We start from the raw sequence: 24667 nt of genomic DNA on the forward strand, positions 1-24667 counted from the left end.
TTTCCTTTTGGGGGATCGTTGCTGGGTTTCCGGTGACTGACCTTACTGGGCGTTGGCTTCGGAAACGAGATCGAGATCGCTAAGCGACCAGGATTTGGGGCAAACGATCTTGATCCGATCGTTTTCAAAGTTCACGGGGAGCCAAAGGTAGCGGCCATCGATGGGATCTTTGGGGCGCCAAACGTCAAACATGGCGATGAATTGGCCGGGCTTCCCGTGGATCGGGAGGATGTAGGTGCTCTGTCCTCCCCAGGTTTTTTCGGGCCCCATGCCACCGGCTCCGTTGGGCCCGGAGCAAGGATTGCCCAAGGAGGTCCAAGGCCCGGCCATCGAGTCGGCGACATAGGAGCGGGCTTCGTTGGGGTCCCAGCCGGTGCAGCCAGAAGCGATGAGCCAGTATTTGCCATCGTGCTTGCAGATGGCGGGCGCTTCGTTGTGGCCGCCTGGAAAGATGCGCCAGAAGGTGCCGGTGAAGTCGAGATAGTCGTCGGTGAGAAGGGAGATGTTCAGTGTGTAGTTTTCCTCTGCAGAGGAGATGATGTAGGCCTTGTCGTCGTCGTCGACAAAGACCGTCATATCGCGAGCCATCTGGCCTTTTCGGCGATCTCGCTTGAGATACTCGACCCACTGATCGTTGGTTTCCCGGCGGTCATAATTTTGGGGCCATTCGCCTCGGTTGGGTCGATGGCTTTCGACGAAACGATAGGGACCGGTGACCTGGTCAGCGGTGGCGACGGCACAGCGAGCGGTGGCGTAGCTTTGGCCGCGGTGTTCGAGGTGGAACCACATCACGAACTTCTTGGTCTTACGATTGTAGACGACCTTGGGGCGTTCGATGATGCAGCCGCGGGTGATTTCGCTGCTGTGTTTTTCTTCGACGGCGAGGGCGGTGCCTTGGTTCGTCCAGTTGTAGAGATCGGTGGAGGAGTAGCAGCTTACCCCGACTTGAGCGGAGTTGCCGCCTGGGCCCGAGATCTTGTGTTCTCCGAACCAGTAGTAGGTGCCCTCATGAAAAAGCACGCCGCCACCGTGGGCGTTGATGTGGACGCCCTGATCATCGGGCCAGATTTCTCCGGGCGTGAATTGGTCCGCCGCCCGGCCTGGAAGGGCGACGGCGAGGATCAGTGTGAGCAAGGCCAAGGCGCGATTCATTCCGCTATCATCCGGGCGAAGCTTGGTTTGGCAAGAATCCGCCGAACGAACCGCACGAACAGAGGGGTCAGGGGGCGCCCAGCAGCGGAAGCAGGCCCTCGAGTGCCGGGCCAAGTTCGACCCGTGGGTCGACAGGCTGCACCATCACGAGAACGGGTTCTTCCCCGCCCCATTGGCGGAGCCAGCGTCGGAGGGTGGTTCGCGACCAGTACTCGATGGGGGAGTCAAAGAGGTGGCGGCCATCGGAGTAGTAGAAAAGAGCCTCGGTGGAAATACCATCGCGAGTGAGATGAAGTTGTCGGACGTGGCCTCCTGCAAGATCATGAGATTGCTCTTCGTCGATTTCCCAACCGGCACCGCGGAAGCAATAGCGGGGATCGTGGACGACTTGGCGGTTGTGAGTGCCATCAATGATGGTGAGGGAGTAGCGAAGCCCCTTCCAAAGATAGATGGATTTGTAGCCCTTTGCGGCGCCGAGGGTGTCTTTCTCGAATTCACTTAGTTCGACCGGTTTGGACGTAAATCCCGGCCCTTCGCGGGGAAACTGGGCGATGCGATCCGTGGCGTCCGGCAACTCCAGATGGCGGAGGGCGAGGGCGAGGAGGATGAGACCGAGGAGGCCGCTAAAAACGAGCAGGTTTTTCTTCGAACTCATGGCGCGATGGGTAGAAGCGGAGGGCGATGGAAAGGAGGCAGAGCCCTGCGGCGAGGCCGAGGCTGAGAGGGCTGAGAGTGGTTCCTACATAGGGACGCAGAATCCAGTACCACGCGGGCATCCAAAGCAGCCCAGCGGCGGTAAGGCCGAGGCGGGTGAGCGGGTGAGGAATGGGTTGGCAGATCAGCAAGGCAAGGGCGAGGTAGATGAGCGCCTGCATTTCTCCGAGGATGCCGAGAGATAGCGCGATGGACGCGAGCGTGGATGGGCGCAGCGATATCGGGGATTTCTGCCACTGGAGGATGACAGCGGCGCACCATAAAATGAAAGTTGGCGCGCCCAACCTCATCGTAGGGTCGTGCAACCACGCTTTGAACAAGGGGACTGACATGGCGAGCGCGATGGCGGCCATTGCCAAGCAAATCAGGGCGACGATCCGCTTTTCCGAGAATCTTGAGGCGGAGGACACGTCAGGCGAAACGTTTGGAGATCCAGTGGGAGAGGGCAAGATAGCTGCCAAGCATGGTGCCGATGACTCCCATGGCGCCCCAAGTGTGGAAGGCGCCGGCGGCGGCATCGATGCCGAATCGCAGGCTCCAGCCCGTGATGACAATGATGCGCAAGGTATTGGCCAACCATGCGAGCACGGGGAGCAGTCCGACCATGATCCAAAAGCCGCGTTGGCGGGGGAACTGGAGGGCGGTCAGAGCGACGCCCCCGCTCATCAGGACCTGAAGAAGTTTCATGCCGCCGCAGGCAGCTTCGACAGAGATGGGAATGCCTCCTACCACCAGCTCGGTGCCGTGGGCGACGACGTGGTATCCGGCTGCTTCATAAGTGAGCGCGGTGAGATGGGCGCCGGTCAGGCGAAACCACCAACCGATGGGATCGCCATCGGTGAGCACCCAGGGAAAGGCCCCGGTAAGCAGGCATCCGAGGCGGGCGGGTGAAATGGAAGTGGCGGGGAGGAAATAGCTGACCGCCAGCCAGGACCAGCCGAACGCCATGAGGGTCATCTGATTCGCAAGAATGCCGATTCCCAGCAAGATGGCGGCAGGTAAGGTGAAACGGGGCCGTGAAGGTTGGACCGCGGAATGTTGGCGGGCCAAACGCCAGCTCAATGGAAGGATGGCAAGGATGACGAGAACATCAGGCGAAAGCTGCCACCATCGGCGGTCCAGCGCCCAGATGAGCGGAAAGATGACGCCGAGCAATGCTACGGAGCTGCGTTCCAACGGACGAAGTCCTTCAAGTGTTGGTGCGGTCGAGCTCATGGAGCCATTGATGGAAGATCGGTTCGTTCGGGGCGAGGCGGAGGAGATCCTGAAGGAGGGTGCGGGCGGTGTCCCGTTGGTCGGCGGCGAGAGCTTCGCGGAAACGGTAGACCAGGCCTTCGATCGAGTCGGTGCCGAGGCCCTGATAGATCGCGAGGGCCGTATCGGGATCCTTGCGGGCGAGGGCGGCACGGGCGGTGAGTTCTCTGCCACCGACAGAGTCGGCGAGATCCGTGCGAGCGGCGAGTCGTGCATCGAAGGCTTTCCAATCGCGGCGCTCCAGTTCGGCGAGTGCGAGCAGGTAGTTGGCTCGAGTTCCGGGGCCCTGGGTGTCCGAGGCGACGGATTCAAGTTGAGCGAGACCTTCGTCGGTCTTGCCGAGGCTTAGCAGCAACTCACCGGCGAGCCCTTGGACGGCGAGGTCGTTTGGATACTGCGCGGCAACTTGCAGCGCCATTTCTGCACCGGCCTGGCGTGTGCGCATTTTGGTGAGGGCATAGGGCAACCAATCGAGTTCAGTGGGGAGGTCGGCTGCGAGGGGGAAATCAGCAGGTGCCAGCAGACGATCTGCAGCCCCCGTCCAACCTTGAGCGAGGATCAGGGCGGCGGGAGCAGCGGATGAACGCAGGAAAGTCTCGAGGGAAGGAGATTGACCGGGTTTTAGGTTCGCCAATGTCGCGAAAAACCGGTGATTGAGTCGGTCGGTCGAGAGCGTGAATTCGGCCGGCCAGGAGGCGCCTGCCCGCCAATCAAGAAGGGCTGAAAGTAGGGTCTGGAGATCCCGTGCGGTGCTATCGGGCGCGAGCTTGATGGCATCGAGCGTGGCGCGAGCGGCAGCTTCCTGACCGGTGCGGATTTGCTCGAGAATCGTGAGCCACTGAAAGGCTTCATTGTCGGCGAGAATCGCAGGAGCTTCGGCGTTGGGGGTCAGAAAATTCTCCGGCAGGAAGGCATCGATGGGGGTGTTGGCGAGGTCAAGGGCGACGCCTCCCCACCATTCGCCAGCCCGCGGGGCAAGAGGTTGGCCGCGGGATTGGGTCACGCGTTCCCAAAACCAATCATTGAACCAACTGCGGACGTCGCCGGTCTTCTCATACGTCTGGCGCCAGGTTTCGATGGCCTGGGGCAAAGCGCGAGTGCGCAGGTAGAAGCGTGCCAATTGCTCGCCATGGAGAGGATTTGAGGGCTCGAGAAGATAGGCGGCAATGTACTCGCGGCGCGCATCACTCAGACGGCCGAAGCTTTCAAGGTAGCCAGCCGCGGTCGCTCGAAGATCGACAGATTGGGGATTCTCCGCGAAGGCGGCATTCAGGGCGCGAGTGACGGTGGCGGGATCCTTATCGGCGAGCAGGGCGAGCCGAAGCTGGCGATTCACCTCGTCATTGCCCTCGGCCTTCCAGGTATCGAGAGATTCCCGAGCTTCGCGGCGACGGCCATCGTGGATGCATTGATCCGCTTCGAGGAGCTTCCAAGCGTGGGGTTGCTGGCGCTTTTCTGGCGGCCAAAGTTCGAGCACAGGCAGGGCGGTGTCCCATTGCCCGCGGTGGAGCTTCATGCGCATCCACCAAAGAGCGGCGGATTCGCATTCACGCAGGGTAAATGGATAGCGACCCACCAAGGACTCCAATTGTCCGTAGTCTCTCGACTCTGCCGCAGCGTTGACCATCAGGCTCGGCCACTCTGCCATATCGGAAAACGCGAGGTCGGCCTTGAAATGAGCCTGCAGGAGCTTGAGGGCCTCACCCGGGTTCTCCGTTTGAAGCAGTTTCCTGGCTTGATCGACCACCCCTTGGCGAGCCACCTGCGCGGCCTTTTGAGTCGATTGGCGATGGAGGTAGAAGCCGCCCGTCCCCAAGATGGCGAGGACAATGGCGGCGAGTGCAAGCCTGAGAAACGTTTTCATGAGTGGGGTCAGGAATCCGTGATCCGAACCGGAACGGGCACCGCCTTTGGTTGGCGCCGAAGTTGCCAGAAGCCGATGCCGACGAGCGCGGCCATCATGATCCAGAAGGACGGTTCGGGATTGGCGAGGCGTGCGACGTTGGCAGCGCCGATGTCGATGGCGATGACGAGGTCATTGAAGTCGAGATCGCCTCCGCCGTAGAGGTCCTCGAATCCGATGAGTAGGTAGGGACTGCCCTCAAGGGCAAAGGCGACGAGGTGCTGCAGAGAATCCGGATTGGATGCGGCATCGGCCGTGTAGACATCGCTGCCACCATAGGCACCGTTGGCGATGAGGAAGAAGTCGAGAAAGTTCCCCGCGGCGATTGTGCCGAGGTCGACGAAGTCGCCGGGAGTGATCGGCACACTGTCGTTGCGGGTGATATCGGAAGATGTCGGGTCGGAATAGTAGACGTTGTCCGAGGATGCGTCGGGGAAAATGAGTAGTGGATCGCTGGTGGTTCCGTTGGCGACGCTCTCGGTCGTGTAGCCGAGAGTGTTCAGATATCCGGCCCCTTCGCTAAGGAAGTAGACGCGCACGGAGGAATCCTGGCCGAGCGTGAGCGCAGCGGGATCCAAGCTGACGGCGGAGATGTCCTGAAGAGCGGTCGCCTCACTTAGGTTCTGGTTGACGAAGTTGAGAAGGACCGGGAGGTCGGTGGTTTGGAAACTGGCGGAGGCTTCGTCTGAGCCTGCGGCCATCACAGGGCCCGCCACTTCGAGTCCGAAGGGTCGGGCCGCGTCTTGAAAGCTGGCTTCGGTCTGAGCCTGCGCTGCGGTCAAGCTGACAGTGCCAAGCCCGAGGGCGATGGCCCGGAGGAAGAGCCCTCGGGAGTAGGAAGCGGGGGAGTGAGAGATTAGGGGGGATGTTTTCATGGGGGCAGGGAGAACGCCCGACGGGGAGGGGGGGATCCCGTTGCGGACGAGCGTCATCCTGCCTTTGGAGGGCGTGAAAGGCTATGCCACGATCACGTTTCCCTCAATTGCGGGGTGGTGACACGAAGTGATGGTTAGAGATCCAGATTGCGAATTTCGACCGTCACGATGGAGTCGGCAGGAAGGGTGCATTTCATGGCGCCTTGCTCCACCTGGAGGTCACGGCGGAATTCGTATCGTGCGGCCCCGCGGGGTTCGGTGATCCAACGAGCGGCGGCGGCTTGGCCAGTGCGGAACGAGGAAAGATCCAGGGAGATCTCTTTTTCGTCGCCCTCATTGAGAGTGACGAGAACGAGTCGGCGAAGGTCGCGACTGTAGGCCGCCACGGCTTCCCGAGAGCTGGTGCCGATGATATTCATACCGGGCAGGATATGTCGGGAGAACTGGGCGAGAACGTGATGTTTCGGATTCACGGCCTTGAGTTCGGCACGTGGCATATCGGCATCGATGAGACCCCAGCCCCCACCGTCGAGAGGCTGCCAGTAGGCCCAAGCGGTAGGTCGGAGATATTCGAAATCGAGAAGAAGGTTTTTAGCCATTTCGATGCCGTCGCCATTTCCATCGCCGTATTCCGAGTTCCATAGTTTTTTGCCATCCTTCTCGGCGATTCGCTGGAGACGATCGCGGCTGCCCTGGCCATATTGGTATCCGTGGACATTGATTTGCTCGACCAGCTTGCGCACGGCAGGCCGGAAGCTGCGCCAAGTATCGATGGCCTCGTCGTACGTGTTTTCATCGGAGGCGGCGAGGGGGAGATCGTGAAGGTCTTCGCTATCCAGGGCTTTGCGGACCAGGGGAAGAATCTTCTCCTGTGCTTCGCGTGAAACGTGGCAGCCTTCTTGTTTGCAATCGGCAAACCACCACGCGGAGATCGGTTCATTGAAGGGAGAGACGGTGGTGAAAGGAACCCCCCATTCATCCTTAGCTTTCCGGGCGATCGTTGCGAGGTAATGGGCGAAGTTGGAATACTGATCCTCTCGTAGATTGTCGGCCCTGGCATCCGCTGCGCCGGAGGGGTTGTCATTTCGACACATCCACCACATGGGGGAATTGGAGAAGAGTTCGAAGTGAGTGGCGCCGCGTGCTTTGGCCATCTGCATCATCTGCCGCTGATTGGCATCGACGGACCAATCCCAACTTGCGGAATCGGGATCGGGGTCGGCACCATCGAGCCAAAATCCCTCCATTTGACGATAGGGCAGGATGATCTTGGAGACTCCCATCTTGCGTCCCTCGACTTCCTTCCAAGAGCAAGCACCCGCGTTGTAGCGAACAAAGGTCATTCCCAGACCGGGTTGCTCGGCACCCAGGATAGGGACATTTTGGGTGGTGAAGAACAGATCGGCGAGGTCCTCGCGGTCGCCGAAAACCTTCCCCCACCACGCCAGCGAGCATCCCCAGGCTTCCCAGGTGCCGCGGTCTTCAGAGGGGTCGATGTGAATGTCCCGGGTGGCGGAGTGGGCAGCACCCGAGAGGGCGAAAAGGGATAGCAAAGGGGTCAGAATTCCTCGAAACGTCATGTGTGCCTCCCAATACGCAGGTGACGCGCCGGATGCATCAGGAAATCGATCACTGATCGTTTCTTGTGGTCTTCCTGGGTCAGGGTCGGCCTCGCGATCGTTCCAGTGCCATTTGGAATCCTGCGCGTCGTTCGGCGATTTCACGCCGCAGGCGGAGACGTTCTTGAGGATCGGTGCAATCCACCAGTTCCGACTCAAGGCGTTCTGCCTGGCGGAGCCACTCGATTTCCGGGGGAGTGAAGCCGTTGCCCTTCAAAATCGAAAAGCTAGCTCTCCATTCCACGGGAGTGGCAAAATAGCTCTCGTGGTCAGTCTGAGTACCCGCGGGTGGGGGTTGAAGGGCTCCGGAGGCGATCGCCTCATCAATGAGGCTTTCGCCTATCTTGGAAAGTTCGCTCATCCCCAGCGGGATTCGCTCATTCGGTGATGGGTTGCACGCTCGGAATGCAAAACATGCAGGCGCAATGGGGGCTTTTCCCCGGTCGGATTTCCTTCCAAGCTCTGAAGCATCTTCCAAATATCATTGTGAAAAAAGCGCACCTCATTCTCCCTGTGGGCCTCGCGGCGATCTCCGCGGTCCTCTTGAGGCACGGATCGTCTGACGTTCCGACTTTACCGCAGCCCGCTTCCAGTCGGGACGATCGTCCTTCTTCGGGTCGATCGATTGAGGAGCCTGCTCCCTTTCAAGCGAACGGTCCCGAGGGGGCTTCGACGTCGTTCGATCTGATTTTGGATCGGGTTTTGGTTCGCGGTGAGGATGGAAAGGATGAGGTTGTGGTTCTCGATCCGGTCGCGACGAAAGAAACCTTAGCGCGGCGGATTTCGGAGATGGGGGGGCAGGTTCTGCCACTTTGTCGCCCCGAGGCGCAACCCGACCGCTGGTGGGCAGTGACACGAGACATCACTGTGCGACTGGCGGATGGCGTCCGGGAGCCGGATCTGCCTGCAGGCTTGGAGGTCAAAGAACGGCCTGACTATGCGCCCGGCTTTCTCGTGCTGAGTGCCGAGGATCCCATGGCCGCGCTGGCGGCAGTCGATGGGCTGCGTGACGATTCGTCGATTGCGATGGCGGAGGTTCAACTCGCCCGCCAGCACACCCCGCGGTCGCTTCCAAACGACCCATTGGTGGTCAATCAATGGCAATATCAGCAAGCGAATGGTTCGAGTGCCGGAACGGATATCGGTGTTGAACCGGTGTGGGCCTATGGTGGAACGGGCGGGATTCGAGGTGGGGGTGTGGTCGTAGGGGTCGTCGATGATGGGGTAGAAACCGGACATCCGGATTTTGTCGGGAACATCGACACCGTTAACGACTGGGACTGGAATGGTAATGACGACAACCCGAACCCGGGTTCGGGGGATGATCACGGGACGGCTTGTGCAGGAAATGTGGCGGCGCGGGGCAACAATGGGATTGGTGTCACGGGAACCGCACCAGAGGCGACGCTTGTTGGGATGCGGTTGATTGCCGCGGCGACGACGGACAGCCAGGAGGCTTCGGCGATGAATTATTTGCCTGATCTCATCGACATCAAATCCAACTCTTGGGGTCCCGCGGATGATGGAGTGACCCTGGAAGCGCCGGGCCCCTTGACTCGTGCGGCTTTTGCGAACGCTGCCGAAAATGGGCGCGGCGGACTGGGGACGATTTTTGTGTGGGCAGCAGGCAACGGTTTGGAGGCGAACGACAACTCCAACTACGATGGCTATGCGAATGATATTCATACGATTGCGGTGACTGCGGTGGATTCACTGGGCCGGCAGTCTTATTATGCGGAGCCTGGAGCCAATATCCTGGTGGCGGCGCCGTCGGATGGCTCTGGATCGGCGATGGGGATCACGACGACGGACCGGTCGGGAAACCAGGGGTACAACACCTCTAGTTCTGCATCGGGAGGAGACTATACCGATGAATTTGGAGGGACCTCGTCGGCGACGCCTGTGGTGTCCGGCGTGGTGGCCCTGATGTTGGAAAGAAATCCCTCGTTGGGTTGGCGAGATGTTCAGGAGATTCTGATTCAAAGTGCAGCGAAGTTCCGGCCGACGGATTCCGATTGGACGACCAATGGGGGAGGATTCCACTTCAACCACAAATTCGGTGCAGGCTTGGTCGATGCCGAAGCGGCTGTGGCGTTGGCGGACTCTTGGACCCTTCTTGAGGAGGCCACCACCTTGACCTCGAGCCTCACCGGGCTTTCCGACTCGATTCCTGACGAAAGCTCGACTGGTGTGACGCGGACCTTCGATTTCACGGAGACCAATGTCCGCTGCGAGCAGGTGGAGGTGACCTTAACGGTCAACCACACGTTTCGAGGCGACCTCGCAGTGACGCTGACCTCACCCTCGGGCACGGTCAGTCGTTTGGCGGAGAATCACGAAGATGGTGCGGCCAATTACAGCGCCTGGACCTTCACCAGTGTCCGGCATTGGGGCGAGAGTTCGACGGGGGTGTGGACTTTGAAAGTGGCGGACCTTGCTCCGGATGACACCGGCACCTTGAAGGCAGCGAGCATCACCTTGAATGGCACGGTGGCCGGCCCAGTGAATCCTGCACCGACGGTGACGATTGATTCGCCGACTGACGGTCAGGAATTTAGCCCTGGGAGTGAGGTGGAAGTGCTGGTGAGTGCAACGGACCTGACCGGATTCGGGGAGGTTGGCACGGTGGCCAGTGTGGAACTCCGCGATGGCGGGACAACGATTGCGACCGATACGACGGAGCCGTTTTCCTTTACCTTTGCCCCGGCCGAAGGGGAGCACGTGTTGACGGTCCTCGCGACGGATTCCGAGGGGGCTCGCAAAGAATCCGAGGCGGTGACCATCCAAGTGAAGAACCGTGCGCCGATTTTCTCGGGTGGCGAGATTCTCCCAGTCGATCCTGCTTATTCCGATGAGGATTTGGTCGTGACGGGCTTGGTGGCCACCGACCCTGAGGGCGCGGATGTGACCGTGAGTTATGATTGGCAGTATTCGACCGATGGTTTGACGTGGCATGGCTCTGGGGAGACCTCGGACACCCTGCCGGCGGAAGCCTCGCGAGCTGGCAAATTGTGGTTGTGCCGGGTGACGGCGAGCGACGGCAACCTCATTTCTGATCCGCTTGATTTGGGGCCGGTCAACGTGTTCGAGCGCCCGGTCGAGTGGGTGGAAATGGGCAGCAGTTACGCCTACACGAGTGGCCTGGTGCTGCGAGGAGACGATGGCGACTTTGAGAAGCAGGCCATCGTCAATGAGTTCAGCCAATCGAGCAGTGGATTGGCCGAGTGGGTGGAGATCCTGATGTTGCGACGTGCTTCGCTTCGGAATTGGAGCCTCATGGACGCGGCGGGGAATTCCCTGACGTTTGCCGACAGCGAGGTATGGGATGACCTGAGTCCGGGAACCTTGGTGGTCGTCTATTATGGACTTTCCAAGGACTCACTATTGCCGGCGGATGATGGCGACGCCACGGATGGAGCGCTGGTCGTTTCCAGTACCGACACGAGTCGCTTTACTGGAACCTGGCCGGGATATTCCAACAGTGGAGATGCGGTGCTTTTGAAGGATGCTTCCGGAGCCGTCATGACCTCGTTCTCCTACGGTTCGGCGACCAAGCTCGCGCTCCATTTCGGTGGTGCGGGTATCTCTTCGGGAAAAGCGCTCTACTACGAATCCAATACCGAATCAGGCTTGGCGACATCAGCCAATTGGACCGTGACGGATGCCACCACGATCGCCGCGAATGGATCTACCGTCGGGGTGACCCCGGCGGCTGGAAATCCCATGGACAACGCGGCTTTTGTGGCGGATTTGCGCAGTGGTGTGTTTGGGGAGCCTGCGGTGTTTCGATTGGCAGATGGAGTCACACTTCCGGAAGGTCTTACCTTCGCCGCGGCGACAGGTACGATTTCGGGGACGATTACCGGCGCATCGGGCGCCTATCCCGTGACGATTGAGCGAGCGAATGGTTTCGGTGAAGTGGTTTCGCAGTCCTTCACCCTCACTGTGACCGAGAGCTTGAGCTATCAGGAATGGATCGCGGGCTTCACGCTGGATTCGATCGATCCCACGGGTGATCCCGACGGAGATGGTTACAGCAATTTGTTGGAGTATTACTTCGGCTCCGACCCTGGAATCGCCCAAGCTTTGGTGACTTGGGAATCGGTGGACGGTGAGTGGGTGCTTTCGTTCCCCCGTCAGTTGGCGAATCTCGACGTTGATGGAGTGGTGGAGTGGTCCGACGATCTCGTCCAATGGCAGACGGACGATGTGGAGACTCAGATGACCGCATCCTCCGGTGCCCAGGCGACCATGACTGCGACGGTTCCTGCGGGAACAAATCGGCGGTTCGTGCGCATTCGGGTGGAATGATCACGGCGTCGGGTGGTCATCAAGGGATGGCCACGCCGACTCGATAGAATCGCCGGCCCGAAATCGGCGCTGCCCCACTGGTGGTTCCTGAGAAATCGTCGACAAAAGTGTGGGTGGCCGACACGGCTGAGGTTTCGACGAAGGTCGCCAAGGAACTCTGAAGGAAAGGAGTCCACTCGGTGAGTTGATCGTCTGAAAATTCAATGGTGTAGGCCCTGCCCGGGCGGGTGGAGCAGGTCACGCTGACACCCCCTTGAGCTGCTTGAACGGAGAGGATGGAAAAGTGGGACTGAGGATCGAGGGGGTCGGTATTGGCCTGATACTCCTGCCAGTTGAGCTGACCATCGCCGTCTGAATCGAGCAAGTCAGAGGATTCAAAGTCGGGGCCCAGTTGGTGAAGTTCGAGCCACGACTGAGGGGTGCCGTGGGAAGTCCGAGAGTTCTCAGTCTCTGACGGCAGTTGGTAGGCTTTCACGACTGCCATGTGCTGCATCATGCTCACTCCGGAATCGCCGATTTGCGCTGGGCTTGGGGTCGGACTCCACTCTCGGGTATCAAAGACACATCCATCGGGAAAGGTGATGCCGCCGATGGTATAGGCTTGATGAAGGACCTCCAGCGCCGCATTGGGCATGACCCAATCGTAAGGTTTGTTCCGGTTGAGGTTGGTATTGTCGTTGCCGTCTCGACCCACCGGAACATGATCATCGGAGAAGATTTGCTTGAGGGTGGTGACGGCGCTTTCGGTGCGAGTGGTGGTATTGAAGTCTCCGCAAAGGACAATGTAGTCGTCGGCTGGAAAGGAAGCCCGGGTTCGTTCGACGAGGACGCCCGCTTCCGTGTTTCTCGATCCGGTGCCACCTGAACCGTGGAGATGGACGCTGATCACATGGAGATCTTTCTCGCCAGGGATATCGATGGTCGCCCAGGCAAAATCTCGATCCGAAACCTGGGGGTCGTCCCACTCTCCTGACGCGGTGATGGGGTAGCGGCTGATGACTCCGCAGGGGATGGAGTCACTGCCCGGTTCAATCATGTAGTGGAAATCCGCGCCGAACACCCGATCGACCCAATCGCGAACTCCGCCAGAGTCGGGAACATTCAGTTCCTGAATGCCGATGACGTCGGCGCCAATCGCCTGAAGGATGCGATCTCCAGCAGCTTCATATTCCTGGTAATTACCGCTGGTGATGTTGGCTGAGGCGATGACAAGAGTTTCTCCGGTGTTAGAAGAGGCGCTATCGTCGTCGAGAAGGGTGACGGTATGCCCAGTCGTGGAGACCGTCGCACCACTGGCAGCAGTCAGGCGGAGATCGATGGTTTCGGGGCCTTCAGCGAGGTCGTCGTTCGTGACCTCAAGTTCGACCCATTGCGTGGTGGTATCGGAATCGAACGTAACGGTGGTGGAGCGCAGGACGAAATCGTCTGGAGTCGAGGCGCTGCCACCTACGATCTGAATTTGGGCGGAGGCGGTCGCGGCTTCTGATAGGGTCACCGGGATCCTCATAGCTCCACCGGATTCGAGGAAAGTCGAGGTCGGCGATGCAAAGGCGATCTCGGGCAGGTCGGGTTCTGGCTCTCCTCCTTCGGTGGTCAGCGAGAAGTCATCAATCACCAGGCGCTCGGGAGCTGAGGTAGGACGAATGCGAATGCGGAGGTCGTCGCCGGTGAGGTTCAGGGATCGACGGCACTCCTCGTAATTGGTGGATGAGGTGCTTCCGGTGGCGACTTCGGCCCAGCCAGTGTTGGAGGCATTGACCTCGATGGCGAAGGTGATTTCAGTGCCGTCACCGTTCCAATGTCGGACCCAGAAGGATACCGTGCCGATACCTCCATCGACTCCCTGACCGTCGGAGCCCTTAAATTCGAGATAAGCGGCGGAGCTTTTGTTGAGGCGGACGGAGCTGCCCGTGCGGGCGTTTTGAGTGGCCACTACCGCGTCGTTGCTTTCCCAAATCCCGACGCCGCTATGGTCCCAAGTCGAGATATTGGAGTAGGAAGCATCCGACCAACCTGCGTCGAAGGTTTCCGCAATATCCGCGCGGAGGGGCAGTGCCAGGAGGGTGAGCCCCAGCCCTGAGAAGAATGGAAGTGCGGCTTTCAACGCCGCGCATTGAAGGCAAAACGTTCCGGTGAGCAAGATTGGAAATCCCGCGAAAGCCCGTGGTTCTGCGGATTTTAGAGCCAGCCGGCAGAGCGGAAGGCCGCGGCTGCCCGCGACTTGGCATCCTGAAGGAGAGGTTCTCCATGCCCGACGAGGATGGCTTGAAAGTCCCAATCCATGATGCGCCGGAGGGAGTGTTTGAAGGCTGCTGGATCCGTGATGGCTCCTTTAAGTCGCCGAGAGACTCCCGGATTGAGGGCGGGAATCAAAAAGGCTCCCAGCAGCCACCGCTGCCAGATGGGGCGTCGGGGCGAGAAATTCATGAGCAAGTCACACACAATCAAGGCGCGGCTTTGATGATGGTAAAAGACGTGTTCGGAGAACCCAGGCGCGCCTTCGAGGGGGAGGACTTCGAGTTCACCCTCCCAGGCAAGGGGTGCAGGAAGGAGAGGCCGAGGTGGGGCTTCCCAGTCTTTTCCCAATCCGGGCGGGGCCAAGTATTCAGCTTCAGGGAGCGCGGCGATTCCCTCGCGGGAATACGTGTCGTGATCGATCATCGGATCGGTCAGCCAGCGCACCGGGCCCAAGGCTCGGATTTCAGCGACTTGGGTGGACGTGAAAGGGGCGGTGGAGTGGACGAGCACGTCTCCATCGGAGAGGCGGATGGCGGTGACATTGCGGCCGATGTCGACGCCGAGCACCGAAAACCGGAAGTGCTGGTGCCATAGGTGGGGAAGAATTTCGTCCATATTCGCTCCCACCCCTCGCACTTCCGATGGGGATGATCCACGGCAGATGCCGGGAAAAGTGAGGACTTTTCCGGCGAGCAGGAGATCCTGCCCGCCGAAAGAGGGATTCAGGGCTTGATGCCTGCCAGCTCGAGGAACTTGTCGAGCGGCATCGACACCTGCACCTGGGGCGAGGTTTGCACCACGTGGATGTCGGTCGCGTTGGACGGCATCGGGGCAAACTTCAGGCCAAGGTTGGTGATGGAAGCAGGCACTTGAGTTTCCAAGGCTCCGCTGAGCAGGTCCTGGGTGATTTTCACCGAGAAGCCTTTGCCGTGGAGGACTTTGTAGAACACCGTCTCGTCGATTTTTGATTCCGGCTTCGACGCGCTGCTGGTGCTGGCGGCACGTGTGGAAGTCTTGGGAGCGCGGTCATCCTTCTCTCCGGTAGCCGGGCAGATGCCGGTCGCGGTGAGGTATTTTCCGGAGATGAAAATCGGTGAGCGGCCCGCTTGACGATAGCGTGGAGTTTCGGCGAGCGTCCACTTGCACTTGCTTTTTGCAAGGTCGTCGTAGACGGCGGATTCGTTGGCTTCGAGGCCGTTTTCAGCCCGGAGGGCGATGACTTGTTGCAGGGTGTCTGACGGAATTGTGTCCATAGGTTGCGGGAGGAGGCTGAGCGACGATGAGGGCGAGTGCAATGGATGATTCACCTATTTATGGGGATTTCCGGCCTATCGGATAGGGCTCATAGCCACCCCGACGAAACTATCCGCACAGCCATAGTAGATGATCCAACGGCCTTTGTGGTAGACGAGGCCCTCGGCGAATGTCGTGCCTGAGGCATACTGGCCGGTCTTTTCCCAATCGAGTTCGGGCTGGAAGAAAGGTTCGTCGAGCTGGCCGATCACTCGTGTGGGATCTTGGGCGTCAAAGCCGACCTGCCCACAGCCGTAGACACCGGGGGTGAGGTTGGGATCTCGATGGCTGTCGGTCGCATTCTTCGCGTTGTAGATGAGTGCGATGCCCTGTTCGGTTTTGACGGCTTGGGGGCCGACTTCGGTGAGGGCACTGTCGAATTTCCCTTTGCGTGGCCGGATCAAAACAAGGAGCTCACCCGAATCATCGACTACTGGAGTCCAATGAATAAGGTCCTCGGAGGTGGCGATATTGATCTGCCGCTCACCGAAGTACATCCAGAATTTGCCATCGATGCGGCTGGCCACCAAGACTCCATCGCGGAGTTCATGGACGATGGCGGCCGACTTGGTGCGGAGGTTCTCGTAGGCACTGCCTTCGAAGGGAGATCCTTGTTTTTGCCAATGAATCAGGTCTTTGGAGGTGGCCAGACCGAGTCGAAAGTCCTGGTGATTCCATTGGGTGTAGGTGACGACGTAGCCCCCGTCCGGATGAGTAGCGAGGCGAGGGTCCTCGCATCCGCCGGGCCATTCGTGGGCCTTTTGGGCATCCTCGGCGGGAAAGAGAACCGGGGTGTCGCGGCGAGTGAAATGGATGCCGTCTTCGCTCATTGCCAGCCCGAAGCGAGAAGTGTGGCCGCCGATTTTCATGTCTCCGCTGTCGTCTTCAGCGCGGTAGAGGACGTGAATCGTTCCGTTGTGAACCACCGCAGCGGGATTGAAGGTGTGCAGTTTTTCCCAGGCGATCGAAGTGCCGGTGATCGGATCTTTGAACCGCGATTCGGAGATGGGGCGGATCACCGGCTGGGCGTCGGTGGGGCGCTCGAAAGGCCCGAGAGCCCAAGCAGGCAAGTCGGCAGCATGGAGAATCGGGAAGGCAAAGAGCAGGGTGGACAGGCGGGTGGGAATGAATTTCATCGGAAGTCGTTGGGTGGAAGATCGGCGGGTTGGCTGCCCCATTGAGGATTGGGTTGCGGGCCCATCTCGAATTCGAGGAGTCCTCCGGCAGTGAGTGTTTCGTGCGAAATCCAACTGCGGGTGAAGGGTTTCCCATTGAGACGGGCGGATTGGATGTAGGGGTGATCGGGCTGATTGTGGTGGGCGCGCACGGTGAAGGAAGCACCCCCGGGGAGTTGAAGGGACGTTTCCTCGAACAACGGGCTGCCGATCAGGTAGTGAGGAGAACCCGGACAGAAGGGATAGAATCCAGCGGCATTGAAAACATACCACGCCGACATTTGCCCGGTATCCTCATCGCCGAACATCCCGTGAATATCGTAGAGCTCGTCCATTACCCGGCGAACCGCTTTCTGCGTTTTCCAAGGTTGTCCGGCGAAGCAGTAGAGGAAGAGAACGTGGTGATCGGGCTCGTTGACGTGGGCATACTGGCCCATCTCGGCTTTCTCAACTTCGCGCATTTCGTGGATAAGATGGCCGTAGCTGCCCACGACGGGGGTGGATGGCAGGGCAAGAAAGGCGTCGAGCTTGGAGGCCAGCTTCTCAGGGCCACCGAGCAATTGGATTAGGCCATACGGATCGTGTTGAACCGACCACAGCCATTGCCAGGCGTTGCCTTCGACAAAGGCCCCTCCCCAGGCGAGAGGATCGAAGGGCTCCTGCCAGCTCCCATCGGACAGGCGACCGCGCATGAACCCTGTCTCAGGGTCCCAGACGTGGCGGTAGTTACCGGCACGTTTCATCAGTTCCTCGAACTCTGTTTCATGGCCTGCCGCGCGGGCGATCCTAGAAACGCAGTAGTCACCGTAAGCATACTCAAGGGTGCAGGAGGTTGCAGCATCCTTGCGACGATCGGCAGGCACGAAGCCGAGCTCGCGATATTCGTCGAGGTGATCGCGCCCAGCCCAACCAGCCGGATCATTTTCGTAGGCATTCTTCCGCGTCGCATTCCAGGCGTCGGTGAGATCGAAGGTGCGCAGGCCCTTCACCCAGGCATCGGCGAAGATGGAGTCGCTGTGAGAGCCGATCATGCACGGGCGATTCCCGGGACTCGGCCAATTCGGAAGCCGACCTCCTTCACGATAGGCGTTCAGCCAACCTTCAAGGATGCTTGCGGAGCGGTCGGGAGCGGCCAGCAAAAGGAGGGGAAACGCCGCCCGGTAGGTATCCCATAGTCCGTTGTCCGTGTAGAGCGGACCTTTGAAGGTTTGTCCCTGAGCGAATGGGCTGTAGTGAACCCATTGACCTTCGGCGTTGCGTTCATGAAACATCCTGGGGAACTGGAACGACCGATAGAGGGCGGTATAAAATGTGGATTTTTGATCGTCACTGGCACCTTGGATCGCAAAGCGCGATAGCTCGCGTGACCACATTTCGCGGGCTCTCTGCTTGGCAGCTTCATAGGAGAAGTCGGGGAGTTCGGAGGCCAAATTCCTCTCTGCCTGGGCGGAGTCGATGAACGAGGTTCCAATTCGGGCATGCACGGGATCGCCGTCTGCAAGGGGCGCGAAGGCGACCGCCAGGGTGCTGATGTTGCCATCGCGCTCGATTTCGCTGGATGCGATCGGGTGGTCGAAATGAACGACGAAGTATTTGCCGAACCCGTCCGGTGCGCCAAAGGTGACATGCGTTGCTTTTCCTCGTAGCACTCCACGAGCCGCGTCGATTTCCAACTCTCCCTCAGTGTGAAAGACCAGTTTTGCTTGGTCGGTGGCGGGGTAGGTGATTCTCAGCAGCGCGCAACGTTCGCTGGGAGTGATTTCAAAGGTTGTCTCGTAGCGATCGAGAAAAACCGAGTAGTGATAGGGGCGGGCCTCCTCGCGATCGTGGCTGAAGGTGGACGCGCGATCTCTCACCGTTCCTTTCCACGGTCCCACCACGGGGGTGATCAAAAAATTGGCGTAGTCGCGAATCCAGATGCTCGGCTGATGGGTGGCGCGAAGGCCTTCCCATTGCTGGTGCTTCATCTGGTAGAAAGGTCCCGCATTTTCTTCCGTTTGGGGAGCCCAAGTGGTCATTCCGAACGGAGCGACAATGGCAGCAAGGGTGTTGCCGCGGGAAAACTCGGCATCGCCATCGGTGCCGGAAAGAGGGTTCACGCAGTCCACCGGATCGCCGGTCAATGGCGCGGCGGCGTGGGAAAGGGTGGCCAGAAAGAGGCCCATCAGCGGAATTCTCATCGGGACGGGTGATGGCAAATTACGGGATCCATCGGATTTCCTGTCGGGCATGACCTGGAACTTTTACGATCAGGGTTGATTCGCCATCACGCTGACTGATCCCCTCAATGGTTACCGAGGTGCCGTCGCGAGTGAGCTTGGCGGTGGTGCCCTTGAGATCGACGGAGACGGCAGGATCGAGAGCGATGTGAAAATCGATGGGGTCGTTTCCATCGTTGGCGACGATCCAGAGCGAGGTGGCTGCATCGCCGGTGAGAGTCAGCGAAATCGTGCTTTCTGAGAGGATGAGGCGGCGAGGGCCGTCCACGATGGTGGAGGAAAGGTTTCGCGGTCCAAAGGGAGTGGGGATCCAAGTGCCTCCTCCAGGTCCGCTGGCAATGAAAGGCTTGCCTTGAACTTGGAACGAGGTGACGGCGCCGAGTGCGCCCGTTTCCAGCCGATATCTTGGGGTTTCGAGTTGGTAGCTTGTGGGCAGCGGTTGGAAGACCATTGAATCTGGAGGCAGTGAGTCGGTGCGAAACGGCACGGGGGGGATGCCGGCAGAGTTGGTGAGATTGGCTTCGGGGATCGGCCCCCAGGCGAATCGCACCCACTGGGGGTCGTTGACGGCGTCGGATTCCAGAATGACTTCGTCTCCATGCAGGACGGCTTTCGCATGGTGAAACTCCCCGTCTTTGCCGGCTAGTATGAATCCGTTTGGGTGAAAGCCTTTGCTGACGACCAAGGGCTGGTCGAAAGTCAGGTGCAGTTGAGAAGCTTCCGTATGGACCGATTCCAGTTGTGGCGCCTGGGATGGCAGGGATTCACCGAGTACCTCACGACGGGCAAGCAAAGCGGTACGTCGCCCGATTTCGCGTTTTTGCCTCGGGTGAAGGTCAAAGCCATCGGTGGTATCGTAGGTGACTACTAACCAGGCGTGATCGGTTTGTTGGCAAGCTTTTGCCTGGGCTTCGCGCAACCAGGAGAAATCGAGCCCGTTGATGCGGCCGCTAAAGGCGGGCAGCTGAATGATGAAGAAGGGCATTTCCGGTTGGTGCCACGCCCGTCGCCAATCGCGCATCATCTGTTGAAGCAATTCTGCGTAGGCCTCGGGGTGCCCGGAATTCGATTCTCCTTGATACCATAGGGCTCCTTTGACGGTGAGGGGGGTGATGGGATGGATCATCCCATTGTAAAGAACGGTCGGCGCCATGTCGAACATCGAGCCACTGATCTGCTCCTTGGGGACCTCGGGTTGGGAGGCGAGCCATGCTTCCACCGCAGTGCCTCCAAAGCTGGCGTTCACCAGGCCGATCGGTACATGGGCCAACGTGGGATCCTCGCGCAGGGCCAGTCCGAACGACCAAGCGACGGCCGAGAAATCCGCCAAGGTGGTGGCGTCAGGGGCGACCCATTCTGCAGGGCCTTCATATCGGGGGGAATCCGCACCGCCGCGAGGGAGAGTTAGCAATCTCACCTGGGTCGGGCGGGCGGCCAAGCATTCGCGGGCGCTCTCGATTTCACGAACACCCATTTGCATATTGGATTGCCCGGAGCACAACCACACGTCTCCGATCCATACGTCTTGGGCCGTTGAGTCCCCGGCGGTCAATTGGTAGGGACCACCAGCCGGGAAGGCGGACAAGACGGTCTTCCAGCGGCCGTGCTCGTCCACTTCGGTGGTGGCCGACTGCTCTCCGAGTCGAACTTCCAAGGTCTCGCCAGGATTTCCGCTGCCGCTGAGGCGGAGGGGTTGATCGCGCTGAAGCACCATGCCGGACGAAAACACGGGATCGAGCACCGCTGCGTTCAGGGTCGCAGCCAATAGGGGTAGGAGAGCCAAAGAGCGATTCATGGGGATGGGTTGGGCCAAGGTTCGACGTTCGATCACTGAACGAGTGATTCAGTGGCTGGCTTTCAGATATTTCTCTGGGTTCACGGGGGGCGGAGGATCGGGCGAAATGTTGGAGCCGATGGGCGCGTAGAAATGGGCCTTTCAGCCCGACCAGCATCATGTCTGACCTCGTCTCTTTGACCCGCCGCGACGCCCTCAAAACCACGCTTCTTTTCAGTTCCGGCCTGCTTGCGGGCATGCAGCCCTTCAAAGTGCACGCCGCCGACCGGCTGAAGTCCCAGGTCGGCGGCGAGGGTCTCCATTTTCTCACGGTCGGCGATTTCGGCACAAACAATGGGAAGCAGCGGCAAGTGGCTGACTCGATGGTCGCATTTGCGGATCAGCTTGGTGCGCCCTTGGCGTCAGTTTTGGCGCTTGGAGACAACTTTTACGGTCACCTGACTCCCGATACCATTCACCCCCGATTCAGTGGCTACTATCCGAAGTCGAAATTGGATGCGCCGTTCTATGCGGTTCTAGGGAATCATGATTACGGCCCGGGTTACGATTCGAAGCAGGGGCGTGCGAAGGCTGAGATGGAGCTCGCCTATTCGGTGGCGCATCCGGGGTCTCGGTGGAAGATGCCCGCGAAGTGGTATGCGCGGGAGTTCGGTCCGAAGGAGGATCCGATGGTGAAGATCATCTTCCTGGATGGAAACTATTTCGAAGGGGCCATGACTCCTCAGGAAAAGATCGCCCAGCGGCGTTGGCTAGCGGAGGAACTGGACCGGCCCACGAAAGCTCGTTGGATGTGGCTGGTGTCCCACTATCCGGTGTTCTCCCATGCCAATCCTGGGCGGGAAGGCGAGCGCAAGCATCTCATGAAGGAATGGAAGGAGGCGTTCCACGATCCTCGGATTTCGCTCTATCTCGCAGGGCACGATCATACCCTCCAGCATCTTCGCGCCGAAGGACTGAAGCAGGATTTCATCGTCTCTGGAGGTGGTGGTGCCAGTCGTCATGATGTGGCCGAGGCGGGTGAGGATTTCTCGATGAAGACCCGTGGCTTCAATCACATTCATGTGACCCGTGATCGGGTGGCGGTGAACTTTATCAATGCCGAGGGAGATTTGATTCATGCCTTTGAGAGGGATCTTCTGGGGAAAATGAAGATTCTTCCGCTGAAGAGCTGATGGCTCCAAGAGGGGACCGAAGGCTTTCTGGCAATAAACCGCTAGCTCGGGTTTCCTGGCTCCTTCCGTCACGGATTCAAGAAGTCTGATGCACGGAGGAGATGGTATAAAATGTGCTTTTGCGGCAGGGATGAAGACTCTGCTGAAATGGCCGATGGTTGTGATTCCCGCTGTGTCTCTGTTGCCGGCGGCGACTCAAGTTCACCCGACTTATTTTTCCAAATCCAATGCGGATGCTCCCTATCAAGGGAGTGGAAATGAGCAACTGGTGGGATCCGATTATTTTGTGGCGACCCTCCAACCTTTTGATGAGGCACTGGGCACACTGATTTCGTTTTCGGTCAGTGCGGAAATGGATGCGGCGATTGGGGGCACCGTGGGAGAAAACGGGACTTCCGGTTCGACATCGGGATCCATCAGTGGGGATTTCTTTCTGAATGACCTGTATTTCGCCTCAGCCGGAGGAGGATATGGAAACGGGGGGCTGACCGGAACCAAGGTGGAGGTGCCTTTTTCGATCAGTCCGTTGGACGAATTGTTTCAGGTCTCCGAGCCGTTTGATGAGGACTATATTGAGGTGGTGACGGGAGACTCTCCTTACCAGGTGATCTACGACAGTCCTATGAACGTGTTTTATAACAACATGTCGGATCTCGTGGCCTCGGTGGAGGGAAACATTGTGGTGACTTATACGTACGAAACGAGTTCGGGGGAGATCCGAACGCTGCGGGTGGTCGGGATTTTGCGGAACGTCCAACGCGGTGAAGTGACGGTGGAGTGGACGTCTCAGCCGGGTAAAACCTACACCTTGGAAGCGGGGAGTTCGCTAACGGAGGGATCATTGATGGCGATCGATGCCTCGGTGGAAGCGAGTGAGGGCGAGACCACGAGCTACACTGAGGCCGTGGAAAGCAGTGTGAAATCGCGCTTTTACCGAGTTCGCGAGAACGAGTGACACGATCCGGAGGCGAAGAACTCGCGGATTTCTTCGCCTCCAGTGAACTCTCTTGTCGGGTTTGGCAGACGAGAGTCGCATGAGGAGATGGGCGGATCCTTTTCTGCCCAAGCTCACCTTCGTCCTTCGGAACAAGAAGGATGATGAACCCATGTGTCCCTCAATATGAAGCCAACCCAGCGATTTCAGTTTTCAGGAGGGAGCCTCAGGGCTTCCTCGTTTCTTTCTCTTGCCCTTTTAGCGGGGGGGACAGTGCCATGTTTGAAGGGCGCGATCACCGCAGATTTTTCCGGCGGAAATGGCAGTGACTCTGTGGATCAGTTTACGGGAGTCGCTGGAGGCGGATGGGCGGGGGCCTGGCAATCCAACACCGCGGGGACCAGTGGGGGAACGAGCTTTTCGAGTTCAGTTCTCGGCAGCAGCCCCCTGAACTCAGGTGGGGATTATTTGAGCACCGTCCTTATCGGAGGCAGCGGGACGTCCAAGGGGGGTGTGCAGCGGGCCTACGAAACCTCAGGCTCGGTGGATTTGTCGGCTGTCCATCAGCTGTCTTTCGACTTCCGGATCGATAGTGATCTGAGCACCTTCACTTCGACCACGGACTATCTCCAGGCGTTTGATCGGCCCGCGAGTTCGGATTTTGGCTCGAATGGAACGTGGTTGATCCGGGCTGCCGGGGCATCGGTGAATGGCATCAACGCCCTGAACTGGATGTTCTATGACGGTGGGCAGGATGGGGCGGGTTTCAATACGGCCAATTTCGTCGATTCAGGCGTCGCATTGGCTTCGGGGACCGTGTATCATTTCGAGGTTTTTATCGATCCGGCGGCACTCGAGTATTCGGTGAGTATCAATGGCGGGCCGATCTCGGCCCCCTTGGGTTTCCGCACGGGGGATGCAGGCAACCTCGGGAACCTGAATTTTGGAGGTCAGGTATCGAGTGCAGGAGAAGAGATGGCATTTTCCTTGGATTCGGTAGCGGTGGTTCCCGAGCCGTCAGCCACGGCTTTGCTGCTCGTCGCGGGCTGTGGAATCGGATTGCGGCGTCGTCGGGGTTGATGGCGCCTGGGGACCTTCCCGATCCGTACTGGCGCTTTCGCGCCGGTAACGGGCGGGGGGCTTTCCGGTCACCCGGGTGAAAACTCGGGTCAAATAGTAGCGATTGGGGAAACCCGTTCGTTCGGCGATTTCATCGATGCTCAGGGGGCTTTGCTCGAGGAGTCGGGCGGCTTCCCGGGTTCGAACACGGGCGATGAACTGAGGGACCGTGGTGCGAAATTCGCGTTGAAACAGGGTTGCCAAGGCCCGGGGGGAGATGCCGGCGATTTGTGCGAGCCGTGGGACTTCCAAGGGCTCGGCAAAGTGATGAGCGATGTGTTCTGCGACTTTGAGGACTTGAGGAGATCGGGGGCGTTCGTCCCAGTCGATTTCCTGGCGGAGAAAAACGTCGTGCAAAAGGGCGGAGGCTTCGTGGAGGAGGTGAAATCGTCGTCGCGGAGACGGGTGAGACACCCATTGCGCCATGCGTTCTGCGCGAGCCCGTTCCGAGGCTTGGATGGGCAAAACGATGGAGTCGCCTTGGCGAAGGGAGAGGGCGATGGAAAAGGTGATCCAAAGATGGCGGACGGGGACGGAGCCCCGGGAGTCGAACACTTGATGATCGGGAATCAGAACGAGGTGGTCTGGAATCAAATCGATGGCATGATCGCGAAAAACGACACGGTGTCCTGGATCGAAGTTGTAGTAGAGTCGCCAGAAAGGACTCACCGTGTTGGGGAACATCCAGCGTTCGTTTCGTGGTAGGTAGCCCACTTCGTGGATGAGGATTTGCCCTTCGGAGAGCGCTCCGCCGAGAGGGGTGTACTCGATGCCGACGCCTGAGTGGGGGTGCTCGTAGGCGCCTCGGTTGATTCCTTGCGGTGCTGAAAAAGACACAAATGAGGAGCTAAGTGGACATCGACGCCTTGTCAAACCGCTGGCAGGCTAGGCGGC

19 protein-coding genes are annotated in these 24667 nt (G+C 59.2%); 4 read left to right on the plus strand and 15 right to left on the minus strand.

From position 1 onward, the window contains the following. Positions 1–42 precede the first annotated feature (42 nt). The 8 genes from HNR46_RS08735 to HNR46_RS08770 form a co-directional block, all read right to left on the minus strand. A complete protein-coding gene (locus tag HNR46_RS08735; protein ID WP_184017844.1) occupies positions 43–1152 on the minus strand; it encodes a glycoside hydrolase family 43 protein in 1110 nt (369 codons plus the stop codon). Positions 1153–1219: 67 nt separating this feature from the next. Continuing rightward, complete coding sequence (locus HNR46_RS08740; RefSeq protein ID WP_184017846.1) at positions 1220–1807, minus strand: exosortase-associated EpsI family protein; 588 nt, start codon at positions 1805–1807, stop codon at positions 1220–1222. Further along, entirely contained in the window at positions 1776–2276 is a 501-nt protein-coding gene (locus HNR46_RS08745; protein ID WP_184017848.1) for a hypothetical protein, read from the minus strand. Before HNR46_RS08745 ends, HNR46_RS08740 begins: the two co-directional genes overlap by 32 nt. A gap of 1 nt (position 2277) precedes the next feature. Next, positions 2278–3081: an archaeosortase/exosortase family protein gene (locus HNR46_RS08750; RefSeq protein ID WP_184017850.1), complete on the minus strand. Its 804-nt coding sequence runs from the start codon at positions 3079–3081 to the stop codon at positions 2278–2280. After that, positions 3056–4984, minus strand: a complete 1929-nt coding sequence (locus tag HNR46_RS08755; protein WP_184017852.1) for a tetratricopeptide repeat protein — start codon at positions 4982–4984, stop codon at positions 3056–3058. Before HNR46_RS08755 ends, HNR46_RS08750 begins: the two co-directional genes overlap by 26 nt. Before the next feature lie 8 nt (positions 4985–4992). Next, positions 4993–5898: a DUF4114 domain-containing protein gene (locus tag HNR46_RS08760; RefSeq protein WP_184017854.1), complete on the minus strand. Its 906-nt coding sequence runs from the start codon at positions 5896–5898 to the stop codon at positions 4993–4995. 134 nt (positions 5899–6032) lie between these two features. Continuing rightward, complete coding sequence (locus HNR46_RS08765; RefSeq protein WP_184017856.1) at positions 6033–7478, minus strand: glycoside hydrolase; 1446 nt, start codon at positions 7476–7478, stop codon at positions 6033–6035. A 79-nt stretch (positions 7479–7557) separates the two neighbouring features. After that, on the minus strand, positions 7558–7878 hold the full coding sequence (locus HNR46_RS08770; protein WP_184017858.1) for a DnaJ family domain-containing protein: 321 nt from the start codon (positions 7876–7878) through the stop codon (positions 7558–7560). Between the two features lie 125 nt (positions 7879–8003). On the opposite strand from HNR46_RS08770, the gene HNR46_RS08775 reads away from it, so the two are divergent. After that, positions 8004–11828, plus strand: coding sequence for a S8 family serine peptidase (locus tag HNR46_RS08775; RefSeq protein WP_221285083.1), 3825 nt, complete (start codon positions 8004–8006; stop codon positions 11826–11828). A gap of 19 nt (positions 11829–11847) precedes the next feature. On the opposite strand, the gene HNR46_RS08780 is transcribed toward HNR46_RS08775, so the two are convergent. The 6 genes from HNR46_RS08780 to HNR46_RS08805 form a co-directional block, all read right to left on the minus strand. Further along, complete coding sequence (locus tag HNR46_RS08780) at positions 11848–13932, minus strand: endonuclease/exonuclease/phosphatase family protein (RefSeq protein ID WP_184017862.1); 2085 nt, start codon at positions 13930–13932, stop codon at positions 11848–11850. A gap of 74 nt (positions 13933–14006) precedes the next feature. Further along, positions 14007–14681, minus strand: a complete 675-nt coding sequence (locus tag HNR46_RS08785) for an MBL fold metallo-hydrolase (RefSeq protein ID WP_184017864.1) — start codon at positions 14679–14681, stop codon at positions 14007–14009. Positions 14682–14788: 107 nt separating this feature from the next. Beyond that, on the minus strand, positions 14789–15319 hold the full coding sequence (locus tag HNR46_RS08790) for a hypothetical protein (protein WP_184017866.1): 531 nt from the start codon (positions 15317–15319) through the stop codon (positions 14789–14791). 75 nt (positions 15320–15394) lie between these two features. Next, positions 15395–16495, minus strand: coding sequence for a glycoside hydrolase family 130 protein (locus HNR46_RS08795; RefSeq protein ID WP_184017868.1), 1101 nt, complete (start codon positions 16493–16495; stop codon positions 15395–15397). Next, on the minus strand, positions 16492–18714 hold the full coding sequence (locus tag HNR46_RS08800; RefSeq protein ID WP_184017870.1) for a GH92 family glycosyl hydrolase: 2223 nt from the start codon (positions 18712–18714) through the stop codon (positions 16492–16494). Before HNR46_RS08800 ends, HNR46_RS08795 begins: the two co-directional genes overlap by 4 nt. 19 nt (positions 18715–18733) lie before the next feature. Further along, entirely contained in the window at positions 18734–20548 is a 1815-nt protein-coding gene (locus HNR46_RS08805) for a sialate O-acetylesterase (protein ID WP_184017872.1), read from the minus strand. Between the two features lie 158 nt (positions 20549–20706). Between HNR46_RS08805 and HNR46_RS08810 the strand changes: the two genes are divergently transcribed. From HNR46_RS08810 to HNR46_RS08820, 3 genes are all read left to right on the plus strand, one after another. Further along, positions 20707–21720 (plus strand): metallophosphoesterase, encoded by a 1014-nt coding sequence (locus HNR46_RS08810; protein WP_184017874.1) that lies wholly within the window; start codon positions 20707–20709, stop codon positions 21718–21720. Between the two features lie 130 nt (positions 21721–21850). Next, positions 21851–22675 (plus strand): hypothetical protein, encoded by an 825-nt coding sequence (locus HNR46_RS08815; protein WP_184017876.1) that lies wholly within the window; start codon positions 21851–21853, stop codon positions 22673–22675. A 252-nt stretch (positions 22676–22927) separates the two neighbouring features. Continuing rightward, a complete protein-coding gene (locus HNR46_RS08820) occupies positions 22928–23734 on the plus strand; it encodes a PEP-CTERM sorting domain-containing protein (protein ID WP_184017878.1) in 807 nt (268 codons plus the stop codon). On the opposite strand, the gene HNR46_RS21375 is transcribed toward HNR46_RS08820, so the two are convergent. Further along, on the minus strand, positions 23672–24610 hold the full coding sequence (locus HNR46_RS21375) for a helix-turn-helix domain-containing protein (protein WP_184017880.1): 939 nt from the start codon (positions 24608–24610) through the stop codon (positions 23672–23674). The genes HNR46_RS08820 and HNR46_RS21375 overlap by 63 nt on opposite strands. Positions 24611–24667 lie beyond the last annotated feature (57 nt).

This window comes from Haloferula luteola (genome assembly GCF_014201715.1).
Lineage (GTDB): Bacteria > Verrucomicrobiota > Verrucomicrobiia > Verrucomicrobiales > Akkermansiaceae > Haloferula > Haloferula luteola.

What these genes read in the sequence shown, in the direction of transcription:
- HNR46_RS08805 (WP_184017872.1), bottom strand. Translation starts at nt 20,548, where the DNA reads ATGAATCGCTCTTTGGCTCTCCTACCCCTATTGGCTGCGACCCTGAAC.
- HNR46_RS08760 (WP_184017854.1), bottom strand. Translation starts at nt 5,898, where the DNA reads ATGAAAACATCCCCCCTAATCTCTCACTCCCCCGCTTCCTACTCCCGA.
- HNR46_RS08785 (WP_184017864.1), bottom strand. Translation starts at nt 14,681, where the DNA reads ATGGACGAAATTCTTCCCCACCTATGGCACCAGCACTTCCGGTTTTCG.
- HNR46_RS08815 (WP_184017876.1), top strand. Translation starts at nt 21,851, where the DNA reads ATGAAGACTCTGCTGAAATGGCCGATGGTTGTGATTCCCGCTGTGTCT.
- HNR46_RS08750 (WP_184017850.1), bottom strand. Translation starts at nt 3,081, where the DNA reads ATGAGCTCGACCGCACCAACACTTGAAGGACTTCGTCCGTTGGAACGC.
- HNR46_RS08740 (WP_184017846.1), bottom strand. Translation starts at nt 1,807, where the DNA reads ATGAGTTCGAAGAAAAACCTGCTCGTTTTTAGCGGCCTCCTCGGTCTC.
- HNR46_RS08800 (WP_184017870.1), bottom strand. Translation starts at nt 18,714, where the DNA reads ATGAGAATTCCGCTGATGGGCCTCTTTCTGGCCACCCTTTCCCACGCC.
- HNR46_RS08770 (WP_184017858.1), bottom strand. Translation starts at nt 7,878, where the DNA reads ATGAGCGAACTTTCCAAGATAGGCGAAAGCCTCATTGATGAGGCGATC.
- HNR46_RS08765 (WP_184017856.1), bottom strand. Translation starts at nt 7,478, where the DNA reads ATGACGTTTCGAGGAATTCTGACCCCTTTGCTATCCCTTTTCGCCCTC.
- HNR46_RS08755 (WP_184017852.1), bottom strand. Translation starts at nt 4,984, where the DNA reads ATGAAAACGTTTCTCAGGCTTGCACTCGCCGCCATTGTCCTCGCCATC.
- HNR46_RS08810 (WP_184017874.1), top strand. Translation starts at nt 20,707, where the DNA reads ATGTCTGACCTCGTCTCTTTGACCCGCCGCGACGCCCTCAAAACCACG.
- HNR46_RS08790 (WP_184017866.1), bottom strand. Translation starts at nt 15,319, where the DNA reads ATGGACACAATTCCGTCAGACACCCTGCAACAAGTCATCGCCCTCCGG.
- HNR46_RS08795 (WP_184017868.1), bottom strand. Translation starts at nt 16,495, where the DNA reads ATGAAATTCATTCCCACCCGCCTGTCCACCCTGCTCTTTGCCTTCCCG.
- HNR46_RS08735 (WP_184017844.1), bottom strand. Translation starts at nt 1,152, where the DNA reads ATGAATCGCGCCTTGGCCTTGCTCACACTGATCCTCGCCGTCGCCCTT.